This is a genomic window from Streptomyces sp. NPDC048659, assembly GCF_040650575.1.
Taxonomy (GTDB): Bacteria; Actinomycetota; Actinomycetes; order Streptomycetales; family Streptomycetaceae; genus Streptomyces.
The window spans coordinates 21391-47364 of sequence record NZ_JBEZHM010000047.1; the positions used below are offsets into that span (position 1 = coordinate 21391).

The 25974-nt window shown below is 74.7% G+C and carries 21 protein-coding genes and 1 riboswitch; of the genes, 9 read left to right on the forward strand and 12 right to left on the reverse strand.

The window, feature by feature from the left end; all coding sequences use genetic code 11:
- Both AB0C99_RS29150 and AB0C99_RS29155 read right to left on the reverse strand, forming a co-directional pair.
- Nucleotides 1-2448 carry a SpoIIE family protein phosphatase gene (locus tag AB0C99_RS29150; protein ID WP_362481198.1) on the reverse strand — a complete coding sequence of 816 codons (2448 nt, stop codon included), beginning with the start codon at nucleotides 2446-2448 and terminating at the stop codon, nucleotides 1-3.
- Nucleotides 2445-4532: a SpoIIE family protein phosphatase gene (locus AB0C99_RS29155; protein ID WP_362481200.1), complete on the reverse strand. Its 2088-nt coding sequence runs from the start codon at nucleotides 4530-4532 to the stop codon at nucleotides 2445-2447. Before AB0C99_RS29155 ends, AB0C99_RS29150 begins: the two co-directional genes overlap by 4 nt.
- Before the next feature lie 390 nt (nucleotides 4533-4922).
- Nucleotides 4923-5080: riboswitch (cyclic di-AMP (ydaO/yuaA leader) on the forward strand.
- A gap of 5 nt (nucleotides 5081-5085) precedes the next feature.
- On the opposite strand from AB0C99_RS29155, the gene AB0C99_RS29160 reads away from it, so the two are divergent.
- A complete protein-coding gene (locus AB0C99_RS29160; RefSeq protein WP_362481203.1) occupies nucleotides 5086-6033 on the forward strand; it encodes a LysM peptidoglycan-binding domain-containing protein in 948 nt (315 codons plus the stop codon).
- 61 nt (nucleotides 6034-6094) lie between these two features.
- Nucleotides 6095-7030, forward strand: a complete 936-nt coding sequence (locus AB0C99_RS29165) for an oxidoreductase (RefSeq protein ID WP_362481205.1) — start codon at nucleotides 6095-6097, stop codon at nucleotides 7028-7030.
- 86 nt (nucleotides 7031-7116) lie between these two features.
- On the opposite strand, the gene AB0C99_RS29170 is transcribed toward AB0C99_RS29165, so the two are convergent.
- The 3 genes from AB0C99_RS29170 to AB0C99_RS29180 form a co-directional block, all read right to left on the reverse strand.
- Entirely contained in the window at nucleotides 7117-8463 is a 1347-nt protein-coding gene (locus tag AB0C99_RS29170) for an amidohydrolase family protein (RefSeq protein WP_362481208.1), read from the reverse strand.
- A 148-nt stretch (nucleotides 8464-8611) separates the two neighbouring features.
- The gene (locus AB0C99_RS29175; protein WP_362481210.1) at nucleotides 8612-9304 is read right to left on the reverse strand and encodes a GntR family transcriptional regulator; all 693 of its coding nucleotides are present in this window, start codon (nucleotides 9302-9304) and stop codon (nucleotides 8612-8614) included.
- A 128-nt stretch (nucleotides 9305-9432) separates the two neighbouring features.
- Nucleotides 9433-10935, reverse strand: a complete 1503-nt coding sequence (locus tag AB0C99_RS29180) for an MFS transporter (RefSeq protein WP_362481213.1) — start codon at nucleotides 10933-10935, stop codon at nucleotides 9433-9435.
- Between the two features lie 149 nt (nucleotides 10936-11084).
- On the opposite strand from AB0C99_RS29180, the gene AB0C99_RS29185 reads away from it, so the two are divergent.
- Nucleotides 11085-11525: a MarR family transcriptional regulator gene (locus AB0C99_RS29185; protein WP_362481216.1), complete on the forward strand. Its 441-nt coding sequence runs from the start codon at nucleotides 11085-11087 to the stop codon at nucleotides 11523-11525.
- 44 nt (nucleotides 11526-11569) lie between these two features.
- Here AB0C99_RS29185 and AB0C99_RS29190 read toward each other — a convergent pair whose 3' ends face one another.
- Genes AB0C99_RS29190 through AB0C99_RS29205 form a run of 4 tightly spaced genes read right to left on the reverse strand, consistent with a single transcriptional unit; the run spans nucleotide 11570 to nucleotide 15223 of the window.
- Nucleotides 11570-12781: an ABC transporter permease gene (locus tag AB0C99_RS29190; RefSeq protein ID WP_362481218.1), complete on the reverse strand. Its 1212-nt coding sequence runs from the start codon at nucleotides 12779-12781 to the stop codon at nucleotides 11570-11572.
- Nucleotides 12778-13497, reverse strand: coding sequence for an ABC transporter ATP-binding protein (locus AB0C99_RS29195; protein ID WP_362481221.1), 720 nt, complete (start codon nucleotides 13495-13497; stop codon nucleotides 12778-12780). The genes AB0C99_RS29190 and AB0C99_RS29195 overlap by 4 nt, the downstream gene beginning before the upstream one ends.
- The gene (locus AB0C99_RS29200; protein ID WP_362481224.1) at nucleotides 13494-14579 is read right to left on the reverse strand and encodes a peptidoglycan-binding protein; all 1086 of its coding nucleotides are present in this window, start codon (nucleotides 14577-14579) and stop codon (nucleotides 13494-13496) included. Before AB0C99_RS29200 ends, AB0C99_RS29195 begins: the two co-directional genes overlap by 4 nt.
- A complete protein-coding gene (locus AB0C99_RS29205) occupies nucleotides 14576-15223 on the reverse strand; it encodes a hypothetical protein (RefSeq protein ID WP_362481226.1) in 648 nt (215 codons plus the stop codon). The genes AB0C99_RS29200 and AB0C99_RS29205 overlap by 4 nt, the downstream gene beginning before the upstream one ends.
- Before the next feature lie 155 nt (nucleotides 15224-15378).
- On the opposite strand from AB0C99_RS29205, the gene AB0C99_RS29210 reads away from it, so the two are divergent.
- The 3 genes from AB0C99_RS29210 (at nucleotide 15379) to AB0C99_RS29220 (ending at nucleotide 18163) form a co-directional block, all read left to right on the forward strand.
- Nucleotides 15379-16071, forward strand: a complete 693-nt coding sequence (locus tag AB0C99_RS29210; RefSeq protein ID WP_362481229.1) for a response regulator transcription factor — start codon at nucleotides 15379-15381, stop codon at nucleotides 16069-16071.
- A 146-nt stretch (nucleotides 16072-16217) separates the two neighbouring features.
- A complete protein-coding gene (locus AB0C99_RS29215; protein ID WP_362481232.1) occupies nucleotides 16218-17600 on the forward strand; it encodes an ATP-binding protein in 1383 nt (460 codons plus the stop codon).
- Nucleotides 17600-18163 (forward strand): hypothetical protein, encoded by a 564-nt coding sequence (locus AB0C99_RS29220; RefSeq protein ID WP_362481235.1) that lies wholly within the window; start codon nucleotides 17600-17602, stop codon nucleotides 18161-18163. Before AB0C99_RS29215 ends, AB0C99_RS29220 begins: the two co-directional genes overlap by 1 nt.
- 3 nt (nucleotides 18164-18166) lie before the next feature.
- Here AB0C99_RS29220 and AB0C99_RS29225 read toward each other — a convergent pair whose 3' ends face one another.
- Nucleotides 18167-19405 carry a nitric oxide synthase oxygenase gene (locus AB0C99_RS29225; RefSeq protein WP_362481238.1) on the reverse strand — a complete coding sequence of 413 codons (1239 nt, stop codon included), beginning with the start codon at nucleotides 19403-19405 and terminating at the stop codon, nucleotides 18167-18169.
- 115 nt (nucleotides 19406-19520) lie between these two features.
- Entirely contained in the window at nucleotides 19521-21467 is a 1947-nt protein-coding gene (locus tag AB0C99_RS29230; protein ID WP_362481240.1) for an ABC transporter ATP-binding protein, read from the reverse strand.
- Between the two features lie 194 nt (nucleotides 21468-21661).
- Between AB0C99_RS29230 and AB0C99_RS29235 the strand changes: the two genes are divergently transcribed.
- The gene (locus tag AB0C99_RS29235; RefSeq protein WP_362481242.1) at nucleotides 21662-22498 is read left to right on the forward strand and encodes an alpha/beta fold hydrolase; all 837 of its coding nucleotides are present in this window, start codon (nucleotides 21662-21664) and stop codon (nucleotides 22496-22498) included.
- On the opposite strand, the gene AB0C99_RS29240 is transcribed toward AB0C99_RS29235, so the two are convergent.
- Complete coding sequence (locus AB0C99_RS29240) at nucleotides 22495-23196, reverse strand: NUDIX domain-containing protein (protein WP_362481245.1); 702 nt, start codon at nucleotides 23194-23196, stop codon at nucleotides 22495-22497. The genes AB0C99_RS29235 and AB0C99_RS29240 overlap by 4 nt on opposite strands.
- A gap of 73 nt (nucleotides 23197-23269) precedes the next feature.
- On the opposite strand from AB0C99_RS29240, the gene AB0C99_RS29245 reads away from it, so the two are divergent.
- Together AB0C99_RS29245 and AB0C99_RS29250 are read left to right on the forward strand one after the other, a co-directional pair.
- Nucleotides 23270-24688, forward strand: coding sequence for an amidase (locus AB0C99_RS29245; protein ID WP_362481248.1), 1419 nt, complete (start codon nucleotides 23270-23272; stop codon nucleotides 24686-24688).
- Between the two features lie 158 nt (nucleotides 24689-24846).
- The gene (locus AB0C99_RS29250; RefSeq protein ID WP_362481250.1) at nucleotides 24847-25923 is read left to right on the forward strand and encodes a chitinase; all 1077 of its coding nucleotides are present in this window, start codon (nucleotides 24847-24849) and stop codon (nucleotides 25921-25923) included.
- Nucleotides 25924-25974: the final 51 nt, after the last annotated feature.

Sequence of the window (25974 nt, forward strand, 5' to 3'; positions counted from 1 at the left end):
TCAGCGCGGCAGCTCCTGTTCGGCCCAGATCGTCTTGCCCCGGCGGCTGTAGCGGCTGCCCCAGCGGGTGGTCAGCTGGGCCACCAGGTACAGGCCCCGGCCGCCCTCGTCGGTCGCCTGCGCCCGGCGCATCCGCGGGTGCGTGGCGCTCGGGTCGGACACCTCGCAGATCAGCCGCCCGGCCCGGATCAGGCGCACCTCGACCGGGCCGCCCGCGTACCGGATCGCGTTGGTCACCAGCTCGCTCAGCACCAGCTCGGTGGTGAACACCAGCTCGTCCAGGCCCCACGCCCGCAGCCGCGCCGACGCCGCCTCGCGCACCTGCCCCACGGCCGCCGGGTCCGCCTTCACCGGCCAGACGGCCACGTCCTCCGGCGACACCGTGCGGGTCCGGGCCAGCAGCAGCGTCACGTCGTCCCCGAGCCCGGCGGCGGGCCGCCCCGTCACCAGGTCCTGGCCGAGCTCCCGCAGCGGGCCCGCCAGCGCGCGGCGCCGGGCCAGCCGGGTCGCCAGCTCCGCCATGCCCGCGTCCAGGTCGCCGTCCCGGCCCTCGATCAGACCGTCCGTGTACAGCGCGAGCACGCTGCCCGGCGCCAGGTCGACCTCCGTCACCTCGAACGGCAGCCCGCCCACGCCCAGCGGCGGCCCCGGATCCACCGGCAGGTACGAGACCGCGCCCGACGGATCCGCCACCGCGGGCGGCGGATGCCCGGCCGAGGCCACCGAGCAGCGCCCCGAGACCGGGTCGTAGATCGCGTACGCGCAGGTCGCGCCCGTCGGCGAGGTCGCGTGCCGGTCCCGCCAGCCGTGGTCGTCGGGATCGGCCTCCTCGGAATAGGCGGGCAACTGCACCACCAGGTCGTCCAGGTGGGCCAGCAGCTCGTCCGGTTCGAGGTCGAGGTCCGCGAGCGTCCGCACCGCGGTGCGCAGCCGGCCCATGGTGGCGGTCGCGGCGAGCCCGTGCCCGACCACGTCCCCCACCACCAGCGCGACCCGCGCGGAGGACAGCGGGATCACGTCGAACCAGTCCCCGCCGACCCCGGTCGCCGTCCCGGCCGGCAGGTACACGGCGGAGGTGCTCGCCGCGGGCGTCTCGTTCTGCGTCGGCGGCAGCATGCTGCGCTGGAGCCCCACGGCCGCCCGCCGCTCCCGCGTGAACCGCCGCGCGTTGTCGAGCGCGAGGGCCGCCCGTCCCGCGATCTCGCGCAGCAGGTCCCGGTCGGCCCGCAGATAGGGCCCCCGGTCCCGGTGCCGCCCGACCGACACCCGCCCGAGCGCCATGCCCCGCGCCCGGAGCGGCGCGGTCATCGTCGCCGGATAGCCGCCCAGGTCCGGGGCGTCGGGCCCCCGCCGGGTACCGATGTCGCCCTCGGCAGGGATGACGGCGAGCACGGCACCGGCGTCGGCGGGCCCCTCGGGCCCGCCATTCGCCCCGCCGCCGGAGCGGACACCGGGTTCAGTGTCATCCCCGCCCTCCGGTCCACCGTCATCCCCGCCCTCCGGAAGGCGGCCCGCCACCGCCGTGCGGCGCAGCAGGAGGCGGCCGTCCCGGTCGGGCATCGGCTCCTCGCCGTGCACCACCCCGTCGGCGAGCTCCACCACCGCCAGGTCGCCAAGGCCGGGCACCAGCGCCGCGGCCAGCTCCCGCCCGGTGTCCGAGACCGACAGGGAGCGCCCGACCGAGGCGGTGGCCCGGTGCAGCAGGTCCAGTCGCTCGGTCGAGCGGCGCAGTTCGGTCACGTCGGTGAACAGCGCCGTCAGCCCCAGCACCCGCCCGTCGGGGGACTGGAGCCGGAACGCCGAGATGGAGATGACGACCCCGCCGCTCGGGTCGTCGATGGTGCGCAGGGACTCCTCCACCCCCATCAGGGGCCGTCCCGTGCGCAGCACCTCGCGCAGCTTCCCCTCCACCGAGTCGGCGTCCCCGGGCCACAGGAACTCGCCGAGCCGCCGCCCCCGCAGGTCCTCCGGCACGCCCGTGTACGGGAGGAGGTGGGTGTTGGTGCGCAGCAGCCGCAGGCCCGCGTCGAAGACGGCGAACCCCACGCGGTCCTGCAGGAACAGCTCCCGGACGAACGCCCGGTCCTGGTGCCGCCGCACCGCCCGCGCCGCCGGGGTCGCGAGGACCAGGAAGCCGGCCGGGCGGCTGTCGCCCGCGAGGCCGAACGCCTGGAAGACCACGGGGAGTTCCTCGCCCCGGCCGGTCCGCAGCACCGCGTCCCCGCGCCGGGCGCCCCGGCCGTACGCCGCGACCAGCGCCGGCCAGGCCGCCGGGTCCGCGAGCAGCGCGCGGGCCGGCTGCCCGAGGACGTCGGCGGCGGGCCGCCCGAGCAGGGCCCCGGCCTCCTCGGTCCAGGCGTCGATCCGGCCCCGCTCGTCGAGCAGGACGGCCGCGCCGTCCTCGGCGACCGGCGGCAGGGCGTTCTCCGGCGGGAGCGGGTCGCTCACGGTGCCTCCTTCGGGTGCGGCGGCCTGGCGCGGGCGATCAGCAGCGCGACGTCGTCGTGGTCGTCGGCCCCGCGCAGCGCGCCGAGCAGCAGGTCGCAGATCTGCTCCAGCGGCAGCGGGGCGCGGTCCAGCAGGTCGGTGAGGGCGGCGAGCCGTACGTCGATGTCCTGGTCGCGGGTCTCGACCAGGCCGTCGGTGTACAGGACCAGGTCGTCGCCGGTCCCGAAGGGGAACTCCCGCGTCTCGAAGGGCACCCCGCCGACGCCCAGCGGAGCGCCCTCCGACAGCTCCAGCAGCCGGGGCGCCCGGCCCGCCGCGACGTGCACGGGCGGCGGATGTCCGGCGTTCGCGACGCGGCAGCTCCCGCTGTACGGGTCGTACACGGCGCACACGCAGGTGGCCATCGCCTCGTCCAGCTCGGCGGCGGTGCGGTCCAGGTGCTCCAGGACGACGGCGGGCGCGAGGCCGAGCGAGGCGAGGGTGCGGGCCGCGGTACGGAACTGGCCCATGGTCGCGGCCGCGTTGATGCCGCTGCCCATGACGTCGCCGACGACGAGCGCCGTCTTGCCGTCGGGCAGCGGGATCGCGTCGAACCAGTCGCCGCCGACCTCGACCGACTCCGACGCGGGCTGGTAGCGGTAGGCCACGTCGAGGCCGTTGAGCCGGGGCGGGCCGTGCGGCAGCAGGTGCCGCTGGAGGGCCAGGGCGGCCTGGCTCTGGTGCCGGTACCAGCGCGCGTTGTCGATGGCGACGGCCGCGCGGGCGGCCAGCTCCCCGGCCAGCAGCACGTCGTCCTCGTCGAAGGGCACCGAGTTCCTGGCCCGCTTCAGGTCCAGGACGCCGAGCACGACGCCTCGGGCGCGCAGCGGGACGGCGAGGTAGGAGTGGATGCCCGCGCGGCGCAGCAGCGCGGCGGTGGCCTCTCCGCTGGCGATCCGCGGCAGGTCGGCGTCGGTGACGTGCCGCACGAGGACCGGGCGGCCGGTGCGGGCGCACTGGGTGACCAGCCGCTCGGCGCCGTAGCGGGCGGGCTCGCCCACCGGGTCGGCGGCCTCCTGCGCCGGGGTGGGGTACGCGGCCGTGACCGCGAGGGCCCGGAACACGGCCGGGCCCGAGGTCCGGGCGGGTCCGGGCTGGGTGAGGATGTCCTCCAGGACGTCCACGGCCGCGATGTCGGCGAACTCGGGCACCACGAGGTCCGCCAGCTCGTGCGCGGTCAGGTCCAGGTCGAGGGTGGTGCCCACCCGCTCCGAGGCGTCCGCGATGACCGCGAGGCGGCGCCGGGCCCGGGCCGCGGTCCTGGCCGCGGCGTGCTGCTCGGTGATGTCGCTGACCGAGGCGGCTGCGCCCATGACCCGGCGCTCCGGCGTCTCCAGCCGGTAGAGCGAGACCGACCACACCCGCTCCTCGCCACCGGGCCCGCGCACGCCCCGCACGGTGAGGGAGCGGACGGGCTCGCCCGTCCGCAGGACCTCGCCGAGCGCCGCCGCCAGCGCCTCGGCGTCCGGCGAGTCGACCGCCTCCGTGACGGTCCGGCCCAGGTGCGCGGCGGCGGGCCGGCCGTCGATGCGCTCCAGCGCCGGATTGACCAGGACGAAACGGAGGCCGTGATCGACCACGGCGAGCCCGATGGGGGAGTGGCCGACCAGCAGCGAGGACAGCGACAGGTCCCGCTCCGCCCGGCGGGCGGCGGCCCGGTCCGCGGCGAGCCCGAGGACGTACGGCCTGCCCCGCTCGTCCTGGAGGCGCGTGGCGCGGAACTCGACCGGGACCGTGCGCCCGTCCCTGTGCCGTACGGGGAAGACCCCGGCCCGGGGCCCGCCGCCCGAGGCCACGCGCGCGATCAGGGACCGCACCGGCTCCCGGTGCCGCTCCGCCACCAGCAGCGCGACGGCGTCGCGACCCAGGGCCTCGGCCGTGGGATGGCCGAAGAGCTCTTCCGCCCGGGGGCCCCACAGGACGATCCGGCCGTCCTCGTCGAGGAGGACGGCGGCGACGCCGAGCACGTCGAACGGGCCGCCCGGCTCCGGGGCGAGATCGCCGTCCGCCGGGTCCGGGCCGGCAGGGAAGTCCGCCGCGCTCATCCAGACCGTGTCCCTCCTCCGCCCCGCAGCCGGCTTCTCCATCATCCCGCCGCGGAAGCGGACCGCCAGTCGTGTGGTCCGCCCGCGCTCGTCGTGCGGACCAAAGCCGCCCGCCTCACCACCCCAAACTAAATGGATCCGGACATATCCGTTTAAGTATTCCTCGGTGATCTGAGTCACGGCGGGCCGAATTCCTCGCGCCCTGGCGCGGTGTCAGGGGCGGGCGCCCGGAGAAGAGTTGGCGAGTTGGATCACCGGGCCGTGATCACCCCGGTCCGGCCTCCTAAAAGATCTGCTTGCTTTTGCGAATCAGGCCCTTGTTCCGGCTCTTCGGATTCGCCTACGGTCACCCGTCATCCGGGTGGAACGCCGAATCCTGCCGCCGCCCGGGCACCACACTCACCCACCCGAGAACGGCAGGAGCGGGGGACCCAAGGTTCGCCGCCGCCCCGTGTCCGGGGCGGCTCGGGGTGAAGCCGCGCAGCCGTGCGGCCGGGCAGCTCCTGCCCGAACCCGACAGCTCACCTCGCAGGCGAAGGAGAGGACTCTCGCCATGCGTGGACCCGGGAAGCACCGCCGCCCCAAGAACACCCCGCTCGCCCGCGGCCTGGCCGTCGTCGGCATCACCGGCGGCGCCGCACTCGTCCTGCCGCTCGCCGCGGCGACCGGAGCCGCCGCCGCGACCCCGCAGGCGGCGCTGACGGCCCAGGCAGCCCAGACAGCCCAGATAGCCCAGACGGCCCGGACGGCGCCGGCCGTGCAGGCCGTCCAGACCACGCAGACCACGCAGGCCGCACAGGTCGTCGCGATCGGAAAGATCGCAACGGTTCAGCAGGGCGGGAAGGCCACCTACTCGGTCGTCGCGGGGGACTCGCTCTCGAAGATCGCCCGCCAGCACCAGCTGAGCGGCGGCTGGAAGCAGCTCTACCGCGACAACCGCGCCGCCGTCGGCGCCGACCCCGGCCTCATCCACCCCGGCCTGCGCCTCTCCCTCGGCGCCGCGACCGCTGCCACCGGCGGCGGAGCCGCGGCCACCGCTCGCCCGGCGGTCGCGCCCGCGGTCTCCACCGAGGTGGTCCAGGCGGCGGCGAAGACCCCCGCGGCGCCGTCCGCCCGGTCCGCCACGTCGGTCTCCTCGGCGGCGGCGGCGACATCGGCGGCGACCTCGGCCGTCTCGTACACGGACGACCTGGACGGCTGGATCCGGGAGGCCCTCGACATCATGGGCCGCAACGGCATCCCGGGCAGCTACGACGGCATCTACCGCAACATCATGCGCGAGTCCTCGGGCAACCCGCTCGCCCTGAACGACTGGGACTCCAACGCCGCCGCCGGCACCCCCTCCAAGGGCCTGCTCCAGGTGATCGAGCCCACCTTCCAGGCTTACCACGTCCCCGGCACCGCCTACGACCTCTACGACCCGGTCGCCAACATCACCGCCGCCTGCAACTACGCCGCCGACCGCTACGGCTCGATCGACAACGTCTTCGGCGCCTACTGACCCCCCCTCCTCGCGGCGGCCGGGGCATCATGGGGGCGTCACGGCCGGAAGGAGCGCTCGTATGACGGGCTGGAACGCGAGGAACATCCCCGACCAGCGGGGCCGCACCGCGGTGGTCACCGGGGCCAACAGCGGCATCGGCTACGTCACCGCCCGCGAACTGGCCCGCGCCGGCGCGCACGTCGTGCTCGCCTGCCGCAGCAGTGCCCGGGGCGAAGCGGCCCGCGACCGGCTGCGCACCGAAGTCCCGCACGCGGAGGCGGAGTTCGCCCGGCTCGACCTGGGCGACCTCGCCTCCGTACGGGCCTTCGCGGCCGCCTTCGCGGAGCGCTCCGACCGGCTCGACCTGCTGATCAACAACGCCGGGGTGATGGCCCTCCCGCAGGGCCGCACCACCGACGGCTTCGAGACCCAGTTCGGGGTGAACCACCTCGGCCACTTCGCGCTCACCGGGCTCCTCATGCCCCTGCTGCTGCGCACCCCCGACGCCCGGGTCGTCAGCCTCTCCAGCGGCTTCCACGCCCTGGCGGACCTGGACCACGACGACCTCAACGCGGAACGCGGCTACCGCCGCTGGATCGCGTACGGGCGCTCCAAGACGGCGAACCTCCTCTTCATTCACGAGCTGGCCCGCCGCCTCGACGCCGCCGGGTCCGGCGTCGTGGCCGCCGCCGCCCACCCCGGCTACGCCGCCACCAACCTCCAGACCGCCGGGCCCCGCCAGGAAGGCCGCAAGGCCGCCGAGCGGCTGATGGAGCTGGGCAACCGGGTCATCGCGCAGCCCGCCGCCACCGGCGCCCTGCCCACCCTGTACGCGGCCACCGCCCCCGGTGTGCGCCCCGACGCCTTCATCGGCCCGAGGCTGGGCTGGCGCGGCGCGCCCGTCCGGTCCTGGCGGGCCCGCTGGACGCTGGACGACGCCTCCGGCGAACGCCTGTGGACCGCGTCGGAGGAGCTGACGGGGGTCCGCTACGACGCCCTGACGGGGAGGCCGTAAGGGGGGAAGCCGTAAGGGGGAGGCCGTAAGGGGGAGGCCGTGACGGTGAGGCGCTGACGGGAAGGCCGTGAGGGGGGGACTCCCCGTCAGGCCAGGAACTCCCCGTCGCGGGCCACCACGACGCCGCCGTGCACGACGAGGTCCCGGCGCGGCATGTCCACCACGACCTGCGGCAGGCACTCGCCCCGTACGAGGACGAAGTCGGCCGGCGAACCGGGCCGCAGGTCGGCGTGGGGCAGGCCCATGACGTCGGCGCCGCCGTCGGCGGCCACGCCGTAGCAGTCCGCCAGCTCCTCGTCGAGGCGGACGTCGGTCACCCAGCCCAGCAGGTGCGCGCGGTGCATCATGTCCGCGTTGCCGAACGGGCTCCAGGAGTCGCGGACCCCGTCGGAGCCGAGCCCGACCCGTACGCCGTGCTCGCGCAGCCGCGCGATCGGCAGCACCAGCGAGTCGGACGGGGCGACGGTGGTGAGGGCGATGTCCTGGGCGCCCAGGTCGGCCGCGATCGCGCCGAGCTCGCGGTCGGACAGGGCGGGCAGGCAGAACACGTGGCTGACCGTGACCTTGCCCGCGAGGGAGAGCGCGCGGGTGCGCTCGATGATGCCACGCATGGCCCGGATGCCCCGCTCGCCCTGGTCGTGCAGGTGGATGTCCACGCCGACGCCGTGGCGGTCGGCGATGCCGAAGACGAGGTCGAGCTGTTCGTCCAGGGCGTTGTCGAAGCCGATCGGGTCGATGCCGCCGATCATGTCCACGAGCCCGGCCCGGGCCGCCTTCTCCAGGAGCGCCGCCGTTCCCGGGGTCCGTACGACGCCGTGCTGCGGGAACGCCACGATCTGCACGTCCAGCGCGTGCCGCAGCCGCTTCCGCGCCTCGGCCAGCCCCTCGACCCCGGCCAGGCCGTAGGCCGGGGCCACGTCGGCGTGGGCGCGCATCGCCCGGGTGCCGCGCGCCACGGCGTGGGACATCAGGCCGTACGCGCGCTCGGCGACCGGCCGCCGCTGGGCGCGGAACAGCTCCACGTCCTGGGCGACGTAGTCGGCGATGCCGTCGGCGGGCCGCCGGGAGACCCAGGAGCCGCCCCAGGTCGTCTTGTCCGGGTGGATGTGCGCGTCCACGAGCGACGGCAGGGCGATCCGGCCGCCGCCGTCCACGACCTTGGCTCCGCGCGGCGCGGGCCCGGCCGACACCCGCCCGTCGACGACGACCAGGTCGACCGCCTTCGCCGCGCCGTAGGGCCGCACGTCGCGGAAGACGACCGTACGGTCCCGGTGCCCCGCGGCACCGGCGGGCGCGGGAGCCGCGGCGGCGGGGGTGGCTCCGGCGCCGACGGCGGCCGTGGTGCCGGCCAGGGCGGCGGCCCCGGCACCGGCGAGCATCGTGCGGCGGGACAGCGCGGGCGTGGGAGCGGAGGCGGGGGACGACGGCTGCATGGGGACTCCTGGGCAGGGGACCAACGGCTTCCGATTTTTGTATACCAAGCGGCGCGCGCCGAACAAGGGTGAGCGAGAAATCCCTGCATCGTCTGGTGATCGGGGTGCAGAGGGTGGGCTTGGCGCCAGTCTTGGTATACAAATACCTTCAGCTGTCGCCGAAGAGGGACCGCAGCGCGACCGCCCTGCTGTCCCGTACGTGCAGGAGGGTGGCGGCGCCCGCCGCCTCCGCGTCCCCGGCCGCGATGTGCCGGAACATCTCCGCGTGCTGGGCCCGCATGTGCGCGGGCTCCTCGCGCAGGCCGAACAGCAGCCGCAGCTGCCAGCTCAACTGCTCCATCACGCGGCCGAGCAGGGGGTTGCCCGCCATGGCGACGATCCCCTCGTGGAAGGCCGTGTGCGCGGCGACCTCGCGCGCGCCCTCGGGCTCGGCCGCCGCCGACTCCGCCTGGTGCAGCGTCGCCTCCAGCGCCGTCAGGCCCGCCGGGTCGCTCGCCGCGGCGACCCCGGCCGCGAGCCGCGACGCCTGGACGGCAAGCGGCTCCCACACCTCGTACAAGTGCTCCACGTCTGCGCGTTCCAGCCGCCGGACGCGTACGCCGCTGTGCGGGAGCAGTTCGAGGAGCCCTTCGGCCACGAGGGCGCGCAGGGCCTCGCGGACGGGTACGCGGGACATGCCGAGCTCCTCGGCGACCTCCCGCTCGACGAGGCGGGCGCCCTGCGCGTACCGCCGGTCGACGATGCGCTGGAGGACCGCCTCGCGCGCCTGCGCGCCGAGCGGGCCTGATCCGGTCGATCCGGTCGCCTTGGCCGCCGTCCCGGCCCTGCCGCTGTCCGCCACCGTGTCCGACCTCTTCCGTGCCGTGCCCTTGCCGTGCCCTGTCGCGCCGCGCCTTGCCGTGCTGTGCCGGGACCGCCGAGGGCCCGCCGCGCCGAGGATACGACGGGCGGGCCCTCGGGCGGCGCGGTTCAGGCGCCTGCGGTCGCCGGGGCGCGCCCGGCGGCGGGCGCGGGTGCCGCCGCGTCGCCGGTGTCCCGGGCGGCGCGCAGGCCGAAGCGGGCGATCACGGCGACGAGGGCGAAGGCCGCCGCCCCGATCCAGAACGTGAGCGTGAAGCCGGACTCGGCGGGCAGCGGCGGGACGCCGGCCGGCAGGTGCGCCACCGTCTGCGAGGCGAGGATCGTGGTGACGACGGCGCTGCCGATCGCGCTGCCGGTGGAGCGCGAGATGGAGTTGATGCCGTTGGCGATGCCGCTCTGGTGGTGCGGGACGCTCGCCATGATGACGGCCGGCATCGCGGCGTACCCGAAGCTCACGGCCGCGCCGACGACCACTCCGGCGCCGATCACCGAGGCGGTGTGGCCGTGGTCCAGGGCGAGCCAGCCGAAGCCCGCGGCGCCCAGCGCGGCGGCCAGCACCAGCGCCGTCCGCGGCCCCCGGTGCCGGACGAGCTGCCCGCCGACGGGGGAGGCCAGCAGCGAGACGATCGCGCCGGGCAGCAGGAACTGCACCGAGGCGCGCAGGATCGACGCGTCGAAGCCGTAGCCCGTCAGCGCCTGGGGCATCTGCACGAGGTAGGAGACGCCGAGGAAGTTCGCGAACATGCCGAAGCCGACGAGGACGCCGGCCAGGTTGGCCATCAGCACCGGCCGGTGGACGAACATCCGCATGTCCACCAGGGGCTCGCGGACCTTCAGCTCGACCAGGACCCAGACTCCCGTCATGACCGCCGCGCCCGCGAAGGAGCCCAGCGTCCGGCCCGAGGTCCAGCCCCACTCGTGCCCCTGCGAGACGGGCAGCAGCAGGAGCAGCAGGGTGGCGCCGAGCGTCAGCGCGCCGAGGAAGTCGGTGCGGCCGCCGGTCTTGTGCCGGGTGGCGGGGACGAGGAAGAGGACGGCGAGCAGCGCGAGCGCGGCGAAGCCGGTCGCCATCCAGAAGGCGCTGCGGTAGTCGGCGTCCGGGCCCGAGGTCAGCAGGCCCGTGGCGACGAGGGCGAGCCCGCTGCCGAACGCCAGGGTGCCGCTGACCAGGGACATCGCGCCCGGGAGCTTCTGCGGGCGGACCTCCTCGCGCAGCACCGAGAGCGCGAGCGGGAAGATCGCCGTCGCCGCCCCCTGGAGCACCCGGCCCAGGATCAGCAGCGGGAGCGAGGTCGCGAGCGCGGCGACGATGGAGCCGGCGACCATCACGCCCAGCACGGCCACCAGCGTCGGCTTCTTGCCGTGCTGGTCGCCGAAGCGCCCGAGCAGCGGGGTGAAGACCGCGGCGGAGAGCAGCGTGGCCGTGGTCACCCAGCTCACCTCGGCGGTGGAGACGCCGAGGTCGGAGCGGATGAGGCCGAGGATCGGGACCGGCAGGGTCTGCATCATCGACACGACCATGGCGGCCAGGCTCAGCGCGAAGACGATGACGCCCTCGCGTCTGGTGCCCTCGGCCGCGCCGGGGGAGGTCGGTGCGGTGGTGGTGGTCATGTGGGGGACTGCTCCCTGGCTCATCGCTTCGTGACATCGATGATTGATGTCATCAAGTAGTTTTCGTCCGGCGATGACGGTAGGGCTCGATAGTTAAGGGGGTCAAGTAAACAATTGATAATGAGAAGGATCTTGAGTACGCTCGAAGCATGAGCGCGACGGCCCCCGAGACCCCCAGCAAGCTCCAGCTCCTGGAGCTCCTCGCCGCCATCGGCACGGCCCAGTGGCGGGACTTCGCCACCGCCGCCGCCCACCACGGCCTGACCTCCACCCAGGCCAAGGTCCTCGCGCAGCTCGACACCCCGCTCCCGATGCGCGCTCTCGCCACCCTTCTGGTGTGCGACGCGTCGAACGTCACCGGGATCGTGGACCGCCTCGAAGCCCGCGAGCTCGTCCGCCGCGAGCCCGACCCGCACGACCGGCGCGTCAAGAACGTGGTCGCGACCGACACCGGCCGCGAGACCATCCGCCGCGTCCGCGAGGAGATGCAGGCGACACACGGCGCCCTCGACACCCTGACCACCGAGGAGAGCGCCACGCTCTACACCCTCCTCGACCGCCTGCGGCCGGGCATGGAGAAGGACGCCTGAACCCGAGCCGGGGGGCGGAGGCCGGCCGCCCCCGCCCCCCCGCCTCAGGCCGCGTTGAGCGCGGTCGTCGGATCCAGGCGCGAGGCCCGGACCGCCGGATAGAGGCCCGCCAGCGCGCCGATCAGCAGCGTCGCCGCGAGCCCGCCGCCCAGCGACCAGAGCGGGACGACCGGCGTCCACCCCTGCACCAGCGCGAAGACGTGCGTGGCCGCCGCCCCCAGCACGGCCCCCGCCACGCCGCCGAGCGCGGACAGCAGCAGCGACTCGGTGAGGAACTGCAGCCGGATGGCGCCCCGGGTGGCCCCGAGCGCCCGCCGCAGCCCGATCTCCTGCCGCCGCTCCAGCACCGACACCACCATCGTGTTCGCCACGCCGACACCCCCCACCAGCAGCGCCACCGCCCCGAGCCCCAGCATCAGCGCCGTCAGGCCCTTGTCCGTGGCCGCCTTCGCGGCCAGCGCGTCCGACGGGCGCGAGACCTTCACCCCGGCCGGATCGCCCGGACTCACCGTGCGCGCCAGCACGGCCCGCACGTCCTCGACCGAGCCGTCCGAGGACCGCTCGAAGACCGTCGAGGGATGCCCGTCGAAGCCGAAGTACCGCTCCGCCGCCGGGAACCCCAGCAGCGCCACCCGGTCCAACTGCGGCACGAGCTCGACCGGTTCGAGGATGCCGACCACCACGACGTACGTGTCGTTCATCATGATCTTCTCGCCGGGCGCGGCGATCCCGAGCCGGCGCGCCGCCACCGCGCCGAGGACCGTCACCGGCAGCCGCTCGTTCGCCCGGTTCAGCCACACCCCTTGGCCCACCTCGGCGCCCAGCGCCTCCAGCAGGTCCGGCCGGGCCGCCTGCGCCGTCACCCCCGCCGTCCGCTCCCGCGGCACGACGTCGCTGCGCCGGATCCGCGCGTCCACGTCGGCGGTCGCCGTCGCGTGCTGGACCGGGCCGATCCGCTCGACCATCGCCACCGCGTTCTTCGGTAGCGTGACCTGCTGCCCGTACGCGTCCCGGCCCGCCTCCGCGGTCAGCAGATTGGTGCCGAGCCGGTCCAGCCGGTCCATCAGATCGGCGCGGCTCGACGTGGACAGACCGACGACCGCGATCATGGTCGCGATGCCGATCGCGATGCCGAGCGCCGACAGCACCACCCGCGCCCGGCGGGTCCGCAGCCCGATCGCCCCCGTCCGCAGCACATCGCGGAGGGCCGGGCGCGCGGGCCGTAGGGAGGCGGAGGGCCGCACGGGCGCCGTCACGCTCCCACCCCCGGCCCGCCGCTCCCCGAGTCGGCCACGACCGCTCCGTCCCGGAACCGCACCCGCCGGGGTAGCGACTCGGCGATCTCGTGGTCGTGGGTGATCACGCACACCGCCGTGCCCGCCGCGTTCAGCTCGCGCAGCAGCTCCATCACGATCCGCCCGGACCCGGTGTCGAGCGCGCCCGTCGGCTCGTCGGCGAGCAGCAGGTCCGGCGCGCCCACCAGCGCCCGCGCGATCGCGACCCGCTGCTTCTCGCCCCCGGACAGCTCCGTCGGCCGGTGCCCCAGACGATGCCCGAGCCCGACCCGCTCCAGCGCCGCCCGGGCCCGCGCACGGCGCTCCCGCGGGCCGACGCCCGCGTAGAGCAGCCCGTCGCAGACGTTGTCGACGGCGTCGCGCCCGGCGGACAGGTGGAAGTGCTGGAACACGAAGCCGATGTGCCGGGCCCGCAGCGTCGACAACTGCGCGTCCGACAGCGCGCCGACGTCCCGCCCCGCGACGTGGACGCTGCCCTCCGTGGGCCGGTCCAGGGTGCCCATGATGTTCAGCATCGTGGACTTGCCCGAGCCCGAAGGCCCGACGATCGCCAGGAGTTCCCCCGCCGCGACGGTCAGGTCCACCGCCCGCAGCGCGTGCACCGGCCCGGGATGCGTCTTCGACGCGCCGCGCAGCTCGACCACGGGCGGCGCGGCCGGACGTCCGAGCACGGTCACTGCGCCGCCACCCCCACCCGCATCCCCTCGCGCAGCTCCGCGCCGCCGACCTCGATCCGCCCGTCGGCCGTCATGCCCGTCGACACCCGCACCATGCGGGTCCTCGCGCCCTCGACGACCTCCAGGCCGTAGCCGCCGTTGGCGCCGCGCAGCGCCACCACCGCCTCGACGGGGACCACGAGCACCCCCTTCCTGCTCTCGCTCACGAACCGCACGCTCGCCGTGGCCCGGGTGTCCTCGCCCGGCGGCGTCCCCTCGTCCAGGGTCACCTCGACGGTGATCCCCTCCCGGCCGCCGCCCCCGGACGCCGCACCGTCGCCGGCACCGGTGTCCCCGGGCCGGACCGTGCCGGTCACCTTCCCCCGTACCGTCGTCCCGCTGGGCAGCGTCACGTCGACGCGGGTGCCCGGCGCGGTCAGCGGCGCGTCCGCCTGGTCGAGATCGGCCCGCACCACCGGCTGCGGCGAGGCGACCGTGAGCACCGGCTTCTCCGGCCCCACCTGGTCCGCGAGCGCCGCGTCCGCCGCGACGACCCGCACCCGGCCCGTCTGGAAGACCACGTCCCCCTTCCCGACCCGGCCCGTCGGCTCCCGGTTCAGCGACTTCTGCCACCGCTTGACGGCCGCCTCGGTGGCCGCGTCGTACCGCGTGTCGACGTACAGCCCGCGGCCGAACCCCAGGTCGCGCAGCCCGCGTTCGAGCTGGAGGACGTCGGTGCCCCGGTCGCCCGCCCGCATCTCGCGGAACATCGGCACCGGCCCGTACAGCAGCGTCACGGGCTTGTCGTCCAGCTCGTACAGCGCCTGCCCCTGCCGGACGGTCGCGCCCTCCTTCGCCGCGACCGTCACCGTGCCCTCGACCACCGCCTTCACCGGCCGGCGGCCCGCGAAGTCGAGCCGCCCGTCGACCGTCTTGCTGCTCACCAGGTCGGTCCGCACGACCGTGGCGGTCGCGGGCGGCAGCCCCGCCGCGCCGCCCGCCGGCTCCGTCCCCGACCCGGCGCCCAGGACGACGGCCCCGGCGCCGCCCGCGAGGGCCACGGTCAGCGCGCCGCCGAGGACCAGCGCTCCGCGCCGCCTCACTGCATTCCGTCCAGGCCGTCGAGGAGCTTGTCCTTGCAGGCGTTCACGGCCTGCTTGTACGCGGGGGAGGAGCGGTCGAAGGACGGGCTCGCCGGGTTCGGATCGCCGCCCGGGATGACGTTGCCGCCGGACATCGTCGGGTTCTGGAAGCGGGACACGCCGTTGTCCCTCATGCACTTCGCATGGCTGAGCATCGACTCGTACTCCGCCTGCGCGTCCCGCTCCGGCTCCTGCTGCTGCGCCGCGAGCAGCTCGTTCACGCAGGCGCCGTTCCGGCCGCCCTTGGACACCTCGGGGTGCGCGGCGCTCAGCTCGTCGATCTTCGTCCAGTCCAGATAGCCGCTCAGCTTCGGGTCGGGGAAGTCCTTGACCCCCGCCTTTGCACGCATACAGCGGACGTACACCATCTGCGCGTCGTAGAAGGCGCCCTTCCCGGCGGAGGCCGGGGCGCCACCGGTGGCCGACGACGTGGCGGACGCCGTGGCGGACGGCTCGTCGGGGACGGTGGCCACGCCGCTGTCCTTCACCCCGCCGCCGGAACCGCAGGCGACGGCGAGCGCGAGGACCGGAAGGACGAGGAGCGAGCCGACGAGCGTACGACCACGCGTACGGCCACGGCTGGGGGATGAGGTGTTCGAGGTCATGCGGAGGACTCTCGGGCGCGCGTGTGACGGTCCGTCCCGCGCCGCTCCATGAACACGTAACACCACATGATGAGCACGTAACAATGCCCGTGGCCTGCGCCTACGACCCCCTCGCGGGCACCCTCGAAGGCCCCCGGACACCCATAATCGAACCCATGCCCCATGTGCTTCTCATCGAGGACGACGCCGCCGTGCGCGACGGCATGGAACTCGTCCTGCGCCGACACGGCTACGAGGTCGCCACCGCGGCCACCGGTGAGGAGGCCCTCGCCCTGCTCGACGGCCCCGCCGGGAAGGCGGTCGAGCTCGCCGTGCTCGACCTCATGCTGCCCGGCATCGACGGCTTCGAGGTCTGCCGCCGGCTGCGCGCCCGCACGACGACGCTGCCCGTGATCATGCTGACCGCCCGCGGCGACGACGCGGACATCGTCCAGGGTCTGGAGGCGGGCGCCGACGACTACGTCGTCAAACCCGTCACCGCGCCCGTGCTCGAAGCCCGCATCAAGGCGGCCCTGCGCCGCGCCGAACCGCAGCCCGCGCAGCCGGAGCGCTCCGAGTACACCGGGCTCGTCCTCGACCGGGCCGGGCTGACCGTCACCAGGAACGGCGTCCCCGTCGCCCTGCCGCCCACCGAACTGCGCCTGCTCCTGGAACTCTCCGCGTCCCCCGGCCGGGTCCTCAGCCGCGAGCAGCTCCTCGAACGGGTCTGGGACCACGACTTCCTCGGCGACTCGCGCCTGGTCGACGCGGCGGTGGGCCGCCTCCGCGCCAAGATCGAGGACGAGCCGGCCCGCCCCCGCTACATCCAGACCGTCCGAGGCTTCGGCTACCGCTTCGGACCGATATGAGGAAGCGCCTCCGTACGCGGGCGGGGACGCGGAAGCGGAATCGGAAACGGGCGGACGGCGGTCCGGACACAGGAGCCTGCCCCACCCCCACCCCCCGCCGAGGCCCCTGGCTGGGCAGCCTCCGCACCCGGCTCGTCGTCACCTTCGTGCTCGTCACGCTCACCGGCTCCGCCACGGCGACGGCACTCGCGTACCGCGAGGCGCGCACCGCCATCCTCAAACGCGCCCAGGACTCCTTCCAGCGCGACCTGCACGACCGGATCACCGCCCTCGCGCCCGACACCGACCTGCCGCCGACCGAGCGGGGCCTGACCGAACTCGCCGAACGCGTCTCCTCCGGCCTCGACGGCGCCCCGCTCGTCGTCACCCGCTACCGCGAACTCCAGGGCACCTCCGACCCGCTCGCCGACCCGAGCCGGATCACCCCGCGACTGCGCGAGGCCGTCCGCACCCGCGGCTCGATGAGCTTCCAGCGCGTGACCCTCCACGCCATCCCGTACCTGGTCGTCGGTACCCCCGTCACCTTCGCCGACACCGGCCGGGCCTCGGGCCTGGAGATCTACGCGGTGACCTCGCTGCGCCCGGAACAGGACGACACGGCGGCGCTGCTCACGGCGGTACGGGACGGTGTCGTGCCCGTCGTCGTGCTCTCCGCCCTGCTCGCCCTGCTCTCCGCGCGGGCCGTTCTGCGCCCCGTCCGCGACCTGGGCCGGGCGACGCGGAAACTCGCCGAGGGCGACCTGTCGATCCGGGTGGCGGTGAAGGGCCGCGACGAACTGGCCAACCTGGCACAGGACTTCAACGAGACGGCCGACGAGCTGCAGACCTCGGTGGCGCACCTGCGCGACCAGGAGGAGCGGGCGCGCCGCTTCGTCGCCGACGTCTCGCACGAGCTGCGCACGCCGCTGGCCGCGATGACGATGGTCGCCACCGTCCTGGAGGAGGACGCCGACCAGCTCCCGCCGGACACCGCGCGGGCCGCCCGGACCGTCAGCGCGGAGACGGCGAAGCTGTCGCGGCTGGTCGAGGACCTGATGGAGATGTCCCGCTTCGACTCGGGCGCGGCCCGCCTGACACCGGCCGAGACCGACCTGGCCGAGGCGATCCGGGCGAGCCTGGCGCTGCGCGGCTGGACGGACCGGGTCGACACGGCCCTCCCCGACGGCGTACGGGTACGGCTGGACCGCCGCCGCCTCGACGTGATCATCGCCAACCTGGTGGGCAACGCGCTGCGGCACGGCGCCCCGCCGGTCACCGTCACGCTCGCGACGACGCCGGACGCGGCGGTGATCACGGTCGCGGACCGGGGCCCGGGACTGTCGCCGGAGGCGCTGGCCCGTGTCTTCGACCGCTTCTACAAGGCGGACGCGGCCCGCACCCGCTCCGAGGGCAGCGGCCTCGGCCTGGCGATCTCGCTGGAGAACGCGCGCCTGCACGGCGGCACCATCGAGGCGTCGAACACCCCGGAAGGCGGCGCGGTGTTCACCACGACGCTCCCCCTGGCCCCGTCCCCGAAGGCGAACGACTGATGCCCCCGAAGAGACCGAGCCCGCCCAACGGCCGGCCACACGCGCTGACGCCCGCACTCACGACGGCGCTCACGACCGGACTGACCACGCTCCTGGCCGCGGCGACCCTGACCGCGTGCGGGGTGCAGCCGAGCGGGGTGATCGGCGCGGGCGAACCCCCGACGGGCCTCACGAAGGGCCTCCGCGTGTACTTCGTCTCGGCGGCGGGCCACCTGGAGGGCGTGTCACGCCCCGACATCCGCATCACGGGCCTGGACGAGGCCCTGAAACTCCTGGCCACGGGCCCGTCCGACGCGGAACAGCGCCGCGGCCTGACCACCCTCGTCCCCCAGGCACCGTACGACACCACGACGGACGGCACCCGCGTCACCCTGACGGCCCCGGACACGACGTTCTCGGGCAACCGCCGCGACGACCTGATCAACGGCCAACTCGTCTGCACCCTGGCCCGCGCCCAGTCGTCCCTCCACCCGACGATCCGCCCGGACGACGTCCAGGTGACCCTGACGGGCACGGGCAAACCCCTGGGCCCGTACCGGTGCTCCCAGTTCCTGGGCGGCTGACGGTCAAGGCGCCTCGCGGGCCAGGAAAGCCGGGCGGAGGGTGGGGTCCGGTGGGGTGTAGTAGCGGTGGAAGACCGAGGTCGCCGCGCCGGAGATCGGGGGGACGATCCAGCTCCAGTCGGCCGGGGTCGTGCGGCCCAGGCGGGCCTCCTGGGCTATGTGGCGCAGGAAGCGGTCCGATTCGGTGTGGTGGTCGGCCATCGTCACGCCCTCCGCCTCGTACGAGTGGAGCACCGCCACGTTGAGCTCGACCAGCGCCCGGTCCCGCCACAGCGTGCGTTCCGAGGAGCGGTCCAGGCCCAGGCGGTCGGCGACCACCGGCAGCAGGTCGTAGCGGTCGGTGTCGGCGAGGTTGCGGGCGCCTATCTCCGTGCCCATGTACCAGCCGTTGAACGGCGCCGCCGGATACCGCACGCCCCCGATCTCCAGCGTCATGTCGCTGATCGCCGGCACCGCGTACCAGCGCAGCCCCAGCTCCGCGAACCACGCGTGGTCGGGGTGCCGCAGCGGGACCTCCAGGACCGCGTCGTCCGGGAGTTCGTACCACTCGGGGCGCCGGTCCGGGGCCTCCCGGACCATCAGCGGGAGGGTCTGGAACGGCTCCTCGTCCCGCTTCCAGCCCAGGTGGCGGGCGCGCGCCGTCAGCATCGCGCCGCGCGGGTCCCCGTTCCACGAGCCGTCCGCCGCGCGGTGGCCCGCGTACCGCACCAGTTGGTCGTTCACGATCCGGGGGCCCGGCCGGTCCGGCCGATCGGGCGCGAAGACGGACAGCACCGGGCGGATCCGGCCACCGTTGCCCGCGAGCCGCAGGTGCTCGAAGCACGCCTCCGCGATGTCGTCGGCCGCCGTCACGTGCCGCAGGTCCCGCACCACCATGCTCCGCCAGTACAGCCGCCCGATGCACCGCGCCGCGTTCCGCCAGGCGACCCGGGCGCCGAAGGCCAGCTCCGCGGGGGAGTGTTCGTACGTCCCGGTCCGGTCGATCTCGTCCAGCACCGCCCGCACCCGGTCCTCCACGTCCCCCGCCCGCGGCTGCTCCCCGTGGAACCGGCGGACGAAGGTCTCCGCCTCGCCCCGGTCCACGAAGCCGGCGTCCGTGGTGGACGTGGTGGACGTGGTGGACGGTGTCCGGGGCGGCTGCGGTGCCGACGCGCCCGCGCCCGTGCCCGCGTACGGGCACACGTTCTCCGTCGTGGTGTTGCTCGGTGCGGACTTGCGGCGGCGAACCAGACTGAAGACCAAGGTGATCCCTCCCGGCCCCATGACTACCCGATGGAATCGCGCGTGTGTGGAGAGTAGTCGAATCCGCGTTTGGGGACGGCGCCGCTGGTAGAGTGGCCGGTTTTGAGTCGACCCCCTACCGGGTCTCCGTCCCCGCCCGCTGCTCGGGGATCCCCCGGTCGTTCTGGAGCTCCAGCAGTTCCCGGAACAGGCCCGGGGCCACGGCCAGTTCCGCGTACGTCCCCTGCTGGATGATCCGGCCGCGGCTGAGGACGACGATCCGGTCGGCCACGGCCACGTTGGCGAGGCGGTGGGTGACGAGGACGACCGGGCGGTCCTTCGCGATCTCGCGGAGCCCCGCGAAGATCCGGTGCTCGGCGCGCGCGTCCAGCGCGCTGGTGGGCTCGTCGAGCACGAGCAGGCCCGGCCGGTAGAAGGCGCGGGCGATGGCCAGGCGCTGCCACTGGCCGCCGGACAGTTCGACGCCGCCGAACCACTCGCGGGCGAGCAGCGTGTTCCAGCCGCTGCGCAGTTCCTGGACGACCTCGGCGGCGCCCGAGCGGTCGGCGGCCCGGCGCAGGGACTCGCCGTCGTCGGCGTGGGGCTGGCCGAGGGTGATGTTCTCCTCGGCGGTCAGCGGCCAGTGCGCGAAGACCTGGGGGACGACGGCGGTGTGCCGCCACATCGCGTACGGGTCGAGGGTGCGGACGTCCTGGGCGTCCCAGCTGACCGTGCCCCGCGTGGGCAGGTACAGGCCGGCAAGCAGCTTGGACAGGGTGGTCTTGCCGGAGCCGTTCTCGCCGACGAGCGCGATGACCTCCCCGGCCCGCACCTCCAGCGTGACGTCGTCCAGGGCGGGCCCGTCCGCCTCGGGGTACGTGTACGACAGGTCCCGCGCGCACACGGACTTCGGCGGGTCCGGGACGACGGTGCCGCGGTCGAGGCGGTGGCCGCCGGCCTCGGAGATGAAGTCGACCCAGTCGTCCACGTACAGGCCGGTGCGGAAGATCTGGGTGCCGTAGCCGACGATCCCGTACAGGTTGTTGCTGACGGTCTGGAGGGCGAACACGGCCGTGCCCGCCGTCGCGAGCGTCATCCGGCCGGTGGCGAGCAGCCCGACCAGCGCGCCCCACATCACGGCCGAGGCGACCCCGCCGGCCAGCGAGCCCGCGAACGCCCACCGCGCGCCCCGGTGGATGGCCCGGTCGGTGACGGCGTCGACGCGGGCGCCGATCTCCCGGTAACGGCCCAGCAGGAAGCCGAACATGGTGCCCGCGCGGAGCTGGTCCGCGATCTGCCGGTCGGCGATGTACCAGCGCAGGTGCCCGAGCGTGCGCCGCTCCGCCGACACGGCCCGGCTGCTCTCCCAGTGCAGGTGCGCGCCCTTCATCCGGGCCAGGGCCTGCGGGAGCACGGCGAGGACGAGCAGGGGGAGGAGCGCCGGGTGGAGGACCGTGACGACACCGGCGGCGGCGATGATCGAGGCGAGACAGGACATCAGCATCTGCGACTCGGTGATGAGGTCCTTGGCGACGTCGGCGCCCCGGTCGGCGTGGTCCCACTTGTCGTTGAAGCCGGGATGGTCGTACGCGGTGAGCTCGGCGTTCGCGGCGGCGTGCAGCATCTCCAGCTCGGCCTCGCGGGAGATCCGCGGCGACAGCCGGGAGGAGACGTTCGAGATGACGATGCCCAGGACGGCCCGGATCGCGACGGCGGCGGCGATGAGCACGATCGACGGCAGCGCCTCCGCCAGCCGTTCGCGGATGTCGCCCGCGGCGACGAGGGAGGTGATGGTGCCGCCGGTGGCGACGAGCCCGGCCGCTTCGAGGACGGCGGAGAGCGCCTGGCAGGAGAGCAGGACGGTGACGGCCCTGCGGTCCACCCGCCAGCCGAGCGCGAGCCCTTTCCGGACGAGCTGGGGAAGGCGCCGGACCATGACCCAGGGGGAGGTCGGCCTGCCGTCGAGGGCGGCCAGTTTGGGCTGGACATAGCGGTAGGTCTCGGCGGGTGAGGTGGGGGTGGGCGGGGGCGAGGCGGTGTCCGTGGTCGTGGCGCCGGTGCCGGGATCGCTGGTGGAAGGCAAGGGTCCGTTCCCTTCGGTCGAATGCGGCGGAGTGGTGACGGAAGGGACGGACTACCCGGCCCGCGGGGTCCGCGCACCCCCGCCCGCCCGGATCACCCGAGGGGGTGAGCCCACCGGCGAGGCGACCCGTATGACAATCTCGGTGCACGCCCCGATCAGCACCCGATCAGCACCCGACCAGGAGGCAGAAGCCCGTGAACACCGAGACGAACAGCGGCCGTTCGGGCCACGAGCGGCCCGCGTTACTGCTGGTCCACGGAGCCTGGCACGGCGCTTGGTGCTGGGATCCCGTGCGCGTCGCGCTCCAGGCCGCCGGCCGGCACGTCCACGTCGTGGACCTGCCCAGCGCCCGGCCCTCGTACGGCGGCTCGTGGGACGGGGCGGACCGCCCCGTCGGCATGGCGGACGACGCCGAGGCGATACGGGAGGCCCTGCGCGCCGTCGACGGCCCCGTGGTCGTCGTCGCCCACTCCTACGGCGGCGTCCCCGCGACCGAGGCCGTCGCGGACGCCCCGAACGTGGTGCGGGTCGTGTACCTGGCCGCCTTCCAGCTCGACGTGGGGGAGAGCATGGCCACCTTCCTCGGCGGCCACGTGCCGGACGACGGCACCGGCCAGGCCCGGCCGCCCGCGGACGCCATGACCTCCTTCTACGACGACGTGCCCGAGGAGGAGGCGGCGCGCGCGATCGCCCGGCTGCGCCCCCAGAGCGTCCGCTCCTTCACGGAGCCGGTGACCGCGGCGGGCTGGCGCACCGTGCCGTCCACCTATGTGGTCTGCGAGAACGACCGCACGTTCGACCCGGCCCGACAGGCCGAACTCGCCCGCCGCGCGGGCTCCGTCCACCGGCTCCCCAGCGGCCACTCGCCGTTCCTGTCGATGCCCGACGGGCTCGCGGCCTTGCTCGACGGCATCGGCGTCGGCGACGCCGCCGACACCATCGGCACCACCGACGCCATCCGCACCACCGATACCGTCGACGCCATCCGCACCACCGGCACCACCGGCGCCACCGACACCATCGGCACCTAAGCGCGCCCGGCGCCGGGCGGCTCCACCCGGCCGCCCGGCCCCAGCGGCGCCCGCTCGGGCACGAGCCGGAGCCGGTCGAAGCCGGGGTCGTGGGCGACCGGGTCGCCCGGCTCCTGGAAGTGGACGGCGATGCGCGCCCCGGCGGCGTACGCGCGGAGCCCCGCCCGGCAGTAGGCGACGACCGGATCCGGCGGCGCGTCGAGCGGGAACCAGTCCATGCCGTCGCACACCTCCGGCTCCCGGACCGACGGTGTGCCCCGCCAGCGGCGCACCTCGAAGAAGAAGCCGACCCGGGCCCGGCCGGTGGGCCCCCGGTGGTGCACGGTCAGGGCCGCGCGCACGTCGCCGGGCGCGACCACGAGCCCCGTCTCCTCGCGCGCCTCGCGCACGAGGGCGGTGACGACGTCCTCGTGCGGCCCGTCGAGGTGCCCGGACGGCAGGTGCCACATCCCGGCCGCGTACACCGCGCCCGCCTGCCGGGACAGCAGCACCTCGGTGCCGCGCGGGCCGTCCCGGAGCGCCATCAGGTGCACGTCGAGCGGTTCGGTGTGCCGCGCGCCGGCGGCGGGGGGTGTCCCGAGGGTGTTCATCGCGTCTCCCGGTGCTGTGAGGGTCGGGGTGTGGGCGCCCTGGTCGCCGTGGGTGCCGTGCGCACCCTCGCCTGTTACCCGGCGGTAGGCCATGATGGCCGTCGACACCCGTGCGCATGCTCCGAGTTCATGTCGTCGTGCACGCGCATGTCCATACGACGGCCGGGGGGCTGAGGTAACGGTGACGACGTACGAGGAACGAGCCGCGGTGCACGCGTTCGGCGACGACTCCCTGGGGGAGCACGACGCCGTCGGGCTCGCGGCGGCGATCCGGCGCGGCGAGGTCGGCGCGGCGGAGGCGGCCCGGGACGCGGCGGAGCGGGTGCGCGCGGTCGAGGAGCGGCTGCACGCGGTGCAGGTGCGCGTGGAGGCGCCGGTGCCGGTCCAGGACGGCCCGCTGGGCGGGGTGCCGAGCTTCGTGAAGGACAACACGGACTACCTCGGCCTGCCCACCGCGCACGGCAGCGCGGCCTTCGTGCCCCGCCCCGCGCGGAGCCACGCGGCCTTCACCCGCCAGTTCCTGAGCAGCGGGGTCACCGTGCTCGGCAAGACCCGGCTGCCCGAGTTCGGCTTCAGCCCGAGCACCGAGTACGAGGGGGCCGAGCCGGTCCGCAACCCGTGGCACACCGGCTTCTCGGCGGGCGGCTCCTCGGGCGGCAGCGCGGCGCTCGTCGCCGCCGGGGCCGTGCCGATCGCCCACGCCAACGACGGCGGCGGCTCGATCCGGATCCCGGCCGCGTGCTGCGGCCTGGTCGGGCTCAAGCCCACCCGGGGCCGGGTCGCGGCGAACGAGCAGAGCCGGCGGCTCCCGCTGGACCTGGTCACCGACGGGGTCGTGAGCCGTTCCGTACGGGACACCGCGGCGTTCCTGGCGGCGGCGGAGGCGTACCGGCGCAGCCCGGCCCTGCCGCCCGTCGGGCTGGTGGAGGGTCCGGCGAAGCGCCGGCTGCGCATCGGGTTCCTGGAGGACTCGCCGAACGGCGTCCGCGTCGACGCGTCCACCCGGGCCGCCGTCACGGAGACGGCGGCGCGCCTCGCCCGGCTCGGGCACACGGTGGAGCCCGTGGAGCTGCGCGTCGACCCCCGCTTCACCGACGACTTCCTCGTCTACTGGGGGATGCTGTCGTTCCTGCTCGGCGTCACCGGGCGCACGCTGGGGGACGGTTTCGACCGGCGCCGGATGGACGGGCTGAGCCGGGGGCTGCGCGAGACGTACGTGAAGGAGTGGCGCGGTACGGCCGGTGTGCTGCGCCGCCTGAAGCGGGCGAAGGAAGGGTACGCGGAGTCGTTCCGCGGCCTGGACCTGGTCCTGTCGCCGGTGCTCGCCCACACGACGCCGCGGATCGGGCACCTGAGCCCGGCGGTGCCGTACGAGACGCTGGTCGAGCGGATCCTCGCGTACGTCGCCTTCACGCCGGTGAACAACGTGGTCGGGACGCCGTCGCTCTCGCTGCCCGCCGAGGCGCCGACGGCGGACGGGCTGCCCGTCGGCGTGATGTTCTCGGGGCGCCCCGGCGCCGAACGCACCCTGCTGGAGCTCGCCTTCGAGCTGGAGGCGGACCGCCCGTTCCGGCGCATCCAGGACGTGCAGCGCGGGTGACAAGGGAAATCGCAGGCGGCGTGGCCTGACGCCCATGGAAGTCCCAACTCTCCATGCCCGCACACCTGTTGACGAATGGTCTGGACCAACCTACCGTCGCTTTCAGTGTGCACGTCATGCCCCGCCCCCGCATTCCCCCCACGTTTCGAGGAGCACGCATGTCAGCTCGCCGGATCGCCCGCGCCTTCGGTGCGGGCCTCGCCGCCCTGATGGCCGCCACCGCGCTCGCCGCCCCCGCCGCGCAGGCGGCTCCCACGTCCGCCGCCGCCCCCGCCGCCGACACCTGCGCCCTCAAGCAGAGGCCCGCCGGAAAGGTGCTCCAGGGCTACTGGGAGAACTGGGACGGCTCCGCGAACGGCGTGCACCCGCCGTTCGGCTGGGCGCCCATCGACGACCCCCGGTTCGCGGCCCACGGCTACAACGTCATCAACGCCGCCTTCCCGGTGATCCGTTCGGACGGCACCGTGCTGTGGGAGGACGGCATGGACAGCACCGTGAAGGTCTCCACCCCGGCGCAGATGTGCAACGCGAAGGCCGCCGGCGCCACGATCCTGATGTCGATCGGTGGCGCCGCCGCGGGCATCGACCTGAGCTCCCGCGCGGTCGCCGACCGCTTCATCGCGACCGTCGTCCCGATCCTCCAGAAGTACAACTTCGACGGCATCGACATCGACATCGAGACCGGTCTGGTCGGCAGCGGCAGCATCGGCACGCTCTCCGCCTCACAGGCCAACCTCGTCTACATCATCGACGGGGTGCTGGCCCGGATGCCCGCGGGCTTCGGCCTGACGATGGCGCCGGAGACCGCGTACGTCACGGGCGGCAGCGTCGCCTACGGCTCGATCTGGGGCGCGTACCTGCCCATCGTCAAGAAGTACGCGGACAACGGGCGCCTGTGGTGGCTCAACATGCAGTACTACAACGGCAGCATGTACGGCTGCGCGGGCGACTCCTACTCGGCCGGCACCGTCGCCGGGTTCGCCGCGCAGACCGACTGCCTGAACAAGGGCCTCGTCGTCCAGGGCACCACCATCAAGGTCCCGTACGACAAGCAGGTCCCGGGCCTGCCCGCGCAGCCGGGCGCGGGCGGCGGCTACATGTCGCCGTCCCTGGTCGCCCAGGCGTGGAACCGCTACGGCGGGCAGCTCAAGGGCCTGATGACCTGGTCCGCGAACTGGGACGGCTCGAAGGGCTGGACCTTCGGCGACAACGTCAAGGCCCTCCAGGGGCGTTGAGCCCCCCGTGAGCCGATGGCGAGGGCCCGCCTCCCCCGGGACCGGAAACAC

Excerpts from the sequence above, each read along its gene's own strand:
- AB0C99_RS29185 (WP_362481216.1), top strand. The coding sequence starts at position 11,085 with ATGAGCGCGACGGCCCCCGAGACCCCCAGCAAGCTCCAGCTCCTGGAG.
- AB0C99_RS29165 (WP_362481205.1), top strand. The coding sequence starts at position 6,095 with ATGACGGGCTGGAACGCGAGGAACATCCCCGACCAGCGGGGCCGCACC.
- AB0C99_RS29210 (WP_362481229.1), top strand. The coding sequence starts at position 15,379 with ATGCCCCATGTGCTTCTCATCGAGGACGACGCCGCCGTGCGCGACGGC.
- AB0C99_RS29220 (WP_362481235.1), top strand. The coding sequence starts at position 17,600 with ATGCCCCCGAAGAGACCGAGCCCGCCCAACGGCCGGCCACACGCGCTG.
- AB0C99_RS29160 (WP_362481203.1), top strand. The coding sequence starts at position 5,086 with ATGCGTGGACCCGGGAAGCACCGCCGCCCCAAGAACACCCCGCTCGCC.
- AB0C99_RS29205 (WP_362481226.1), bottom strand. The coding sequence starts at position 15,223 with ATGACCTCGAACACCTCATCCCCCAGCCGTGGCCGTACGCGTGGTCGT.
- AB0C99_RS29170 (WP_362481208.1), bottom strand. The coding sequence starts at position 8,463 with ATGCAGCCGTCGTCCCCCGCCTCCGCTCCCACGCCCGCGCTGTCCCGC.
- AB0C99_RS29155 (WP_362481200.1), bottom strand. The coding sequence starts at position 4,532 with ATGAGCGCGGCGGACTTCCCTGCCGGCCCGGACCCGGCGGACGGCGAT.
- AB0C99_RS29250 (WP_362481250.1), top strand. The coding sequence starts at position 24,847 with ATGTCAGCTCGCCGGATCGCCCGCGCCTTCGGTGCGGGCCTCGCCGCC.
- AB0C99_RS29180 (WP_362481213.1), bottom strand. The coding sequence starts at position 10,935 with ATGACCACCACCACCGCACCGACCTCCCCCGGCGCGGCCGAGGGCACC.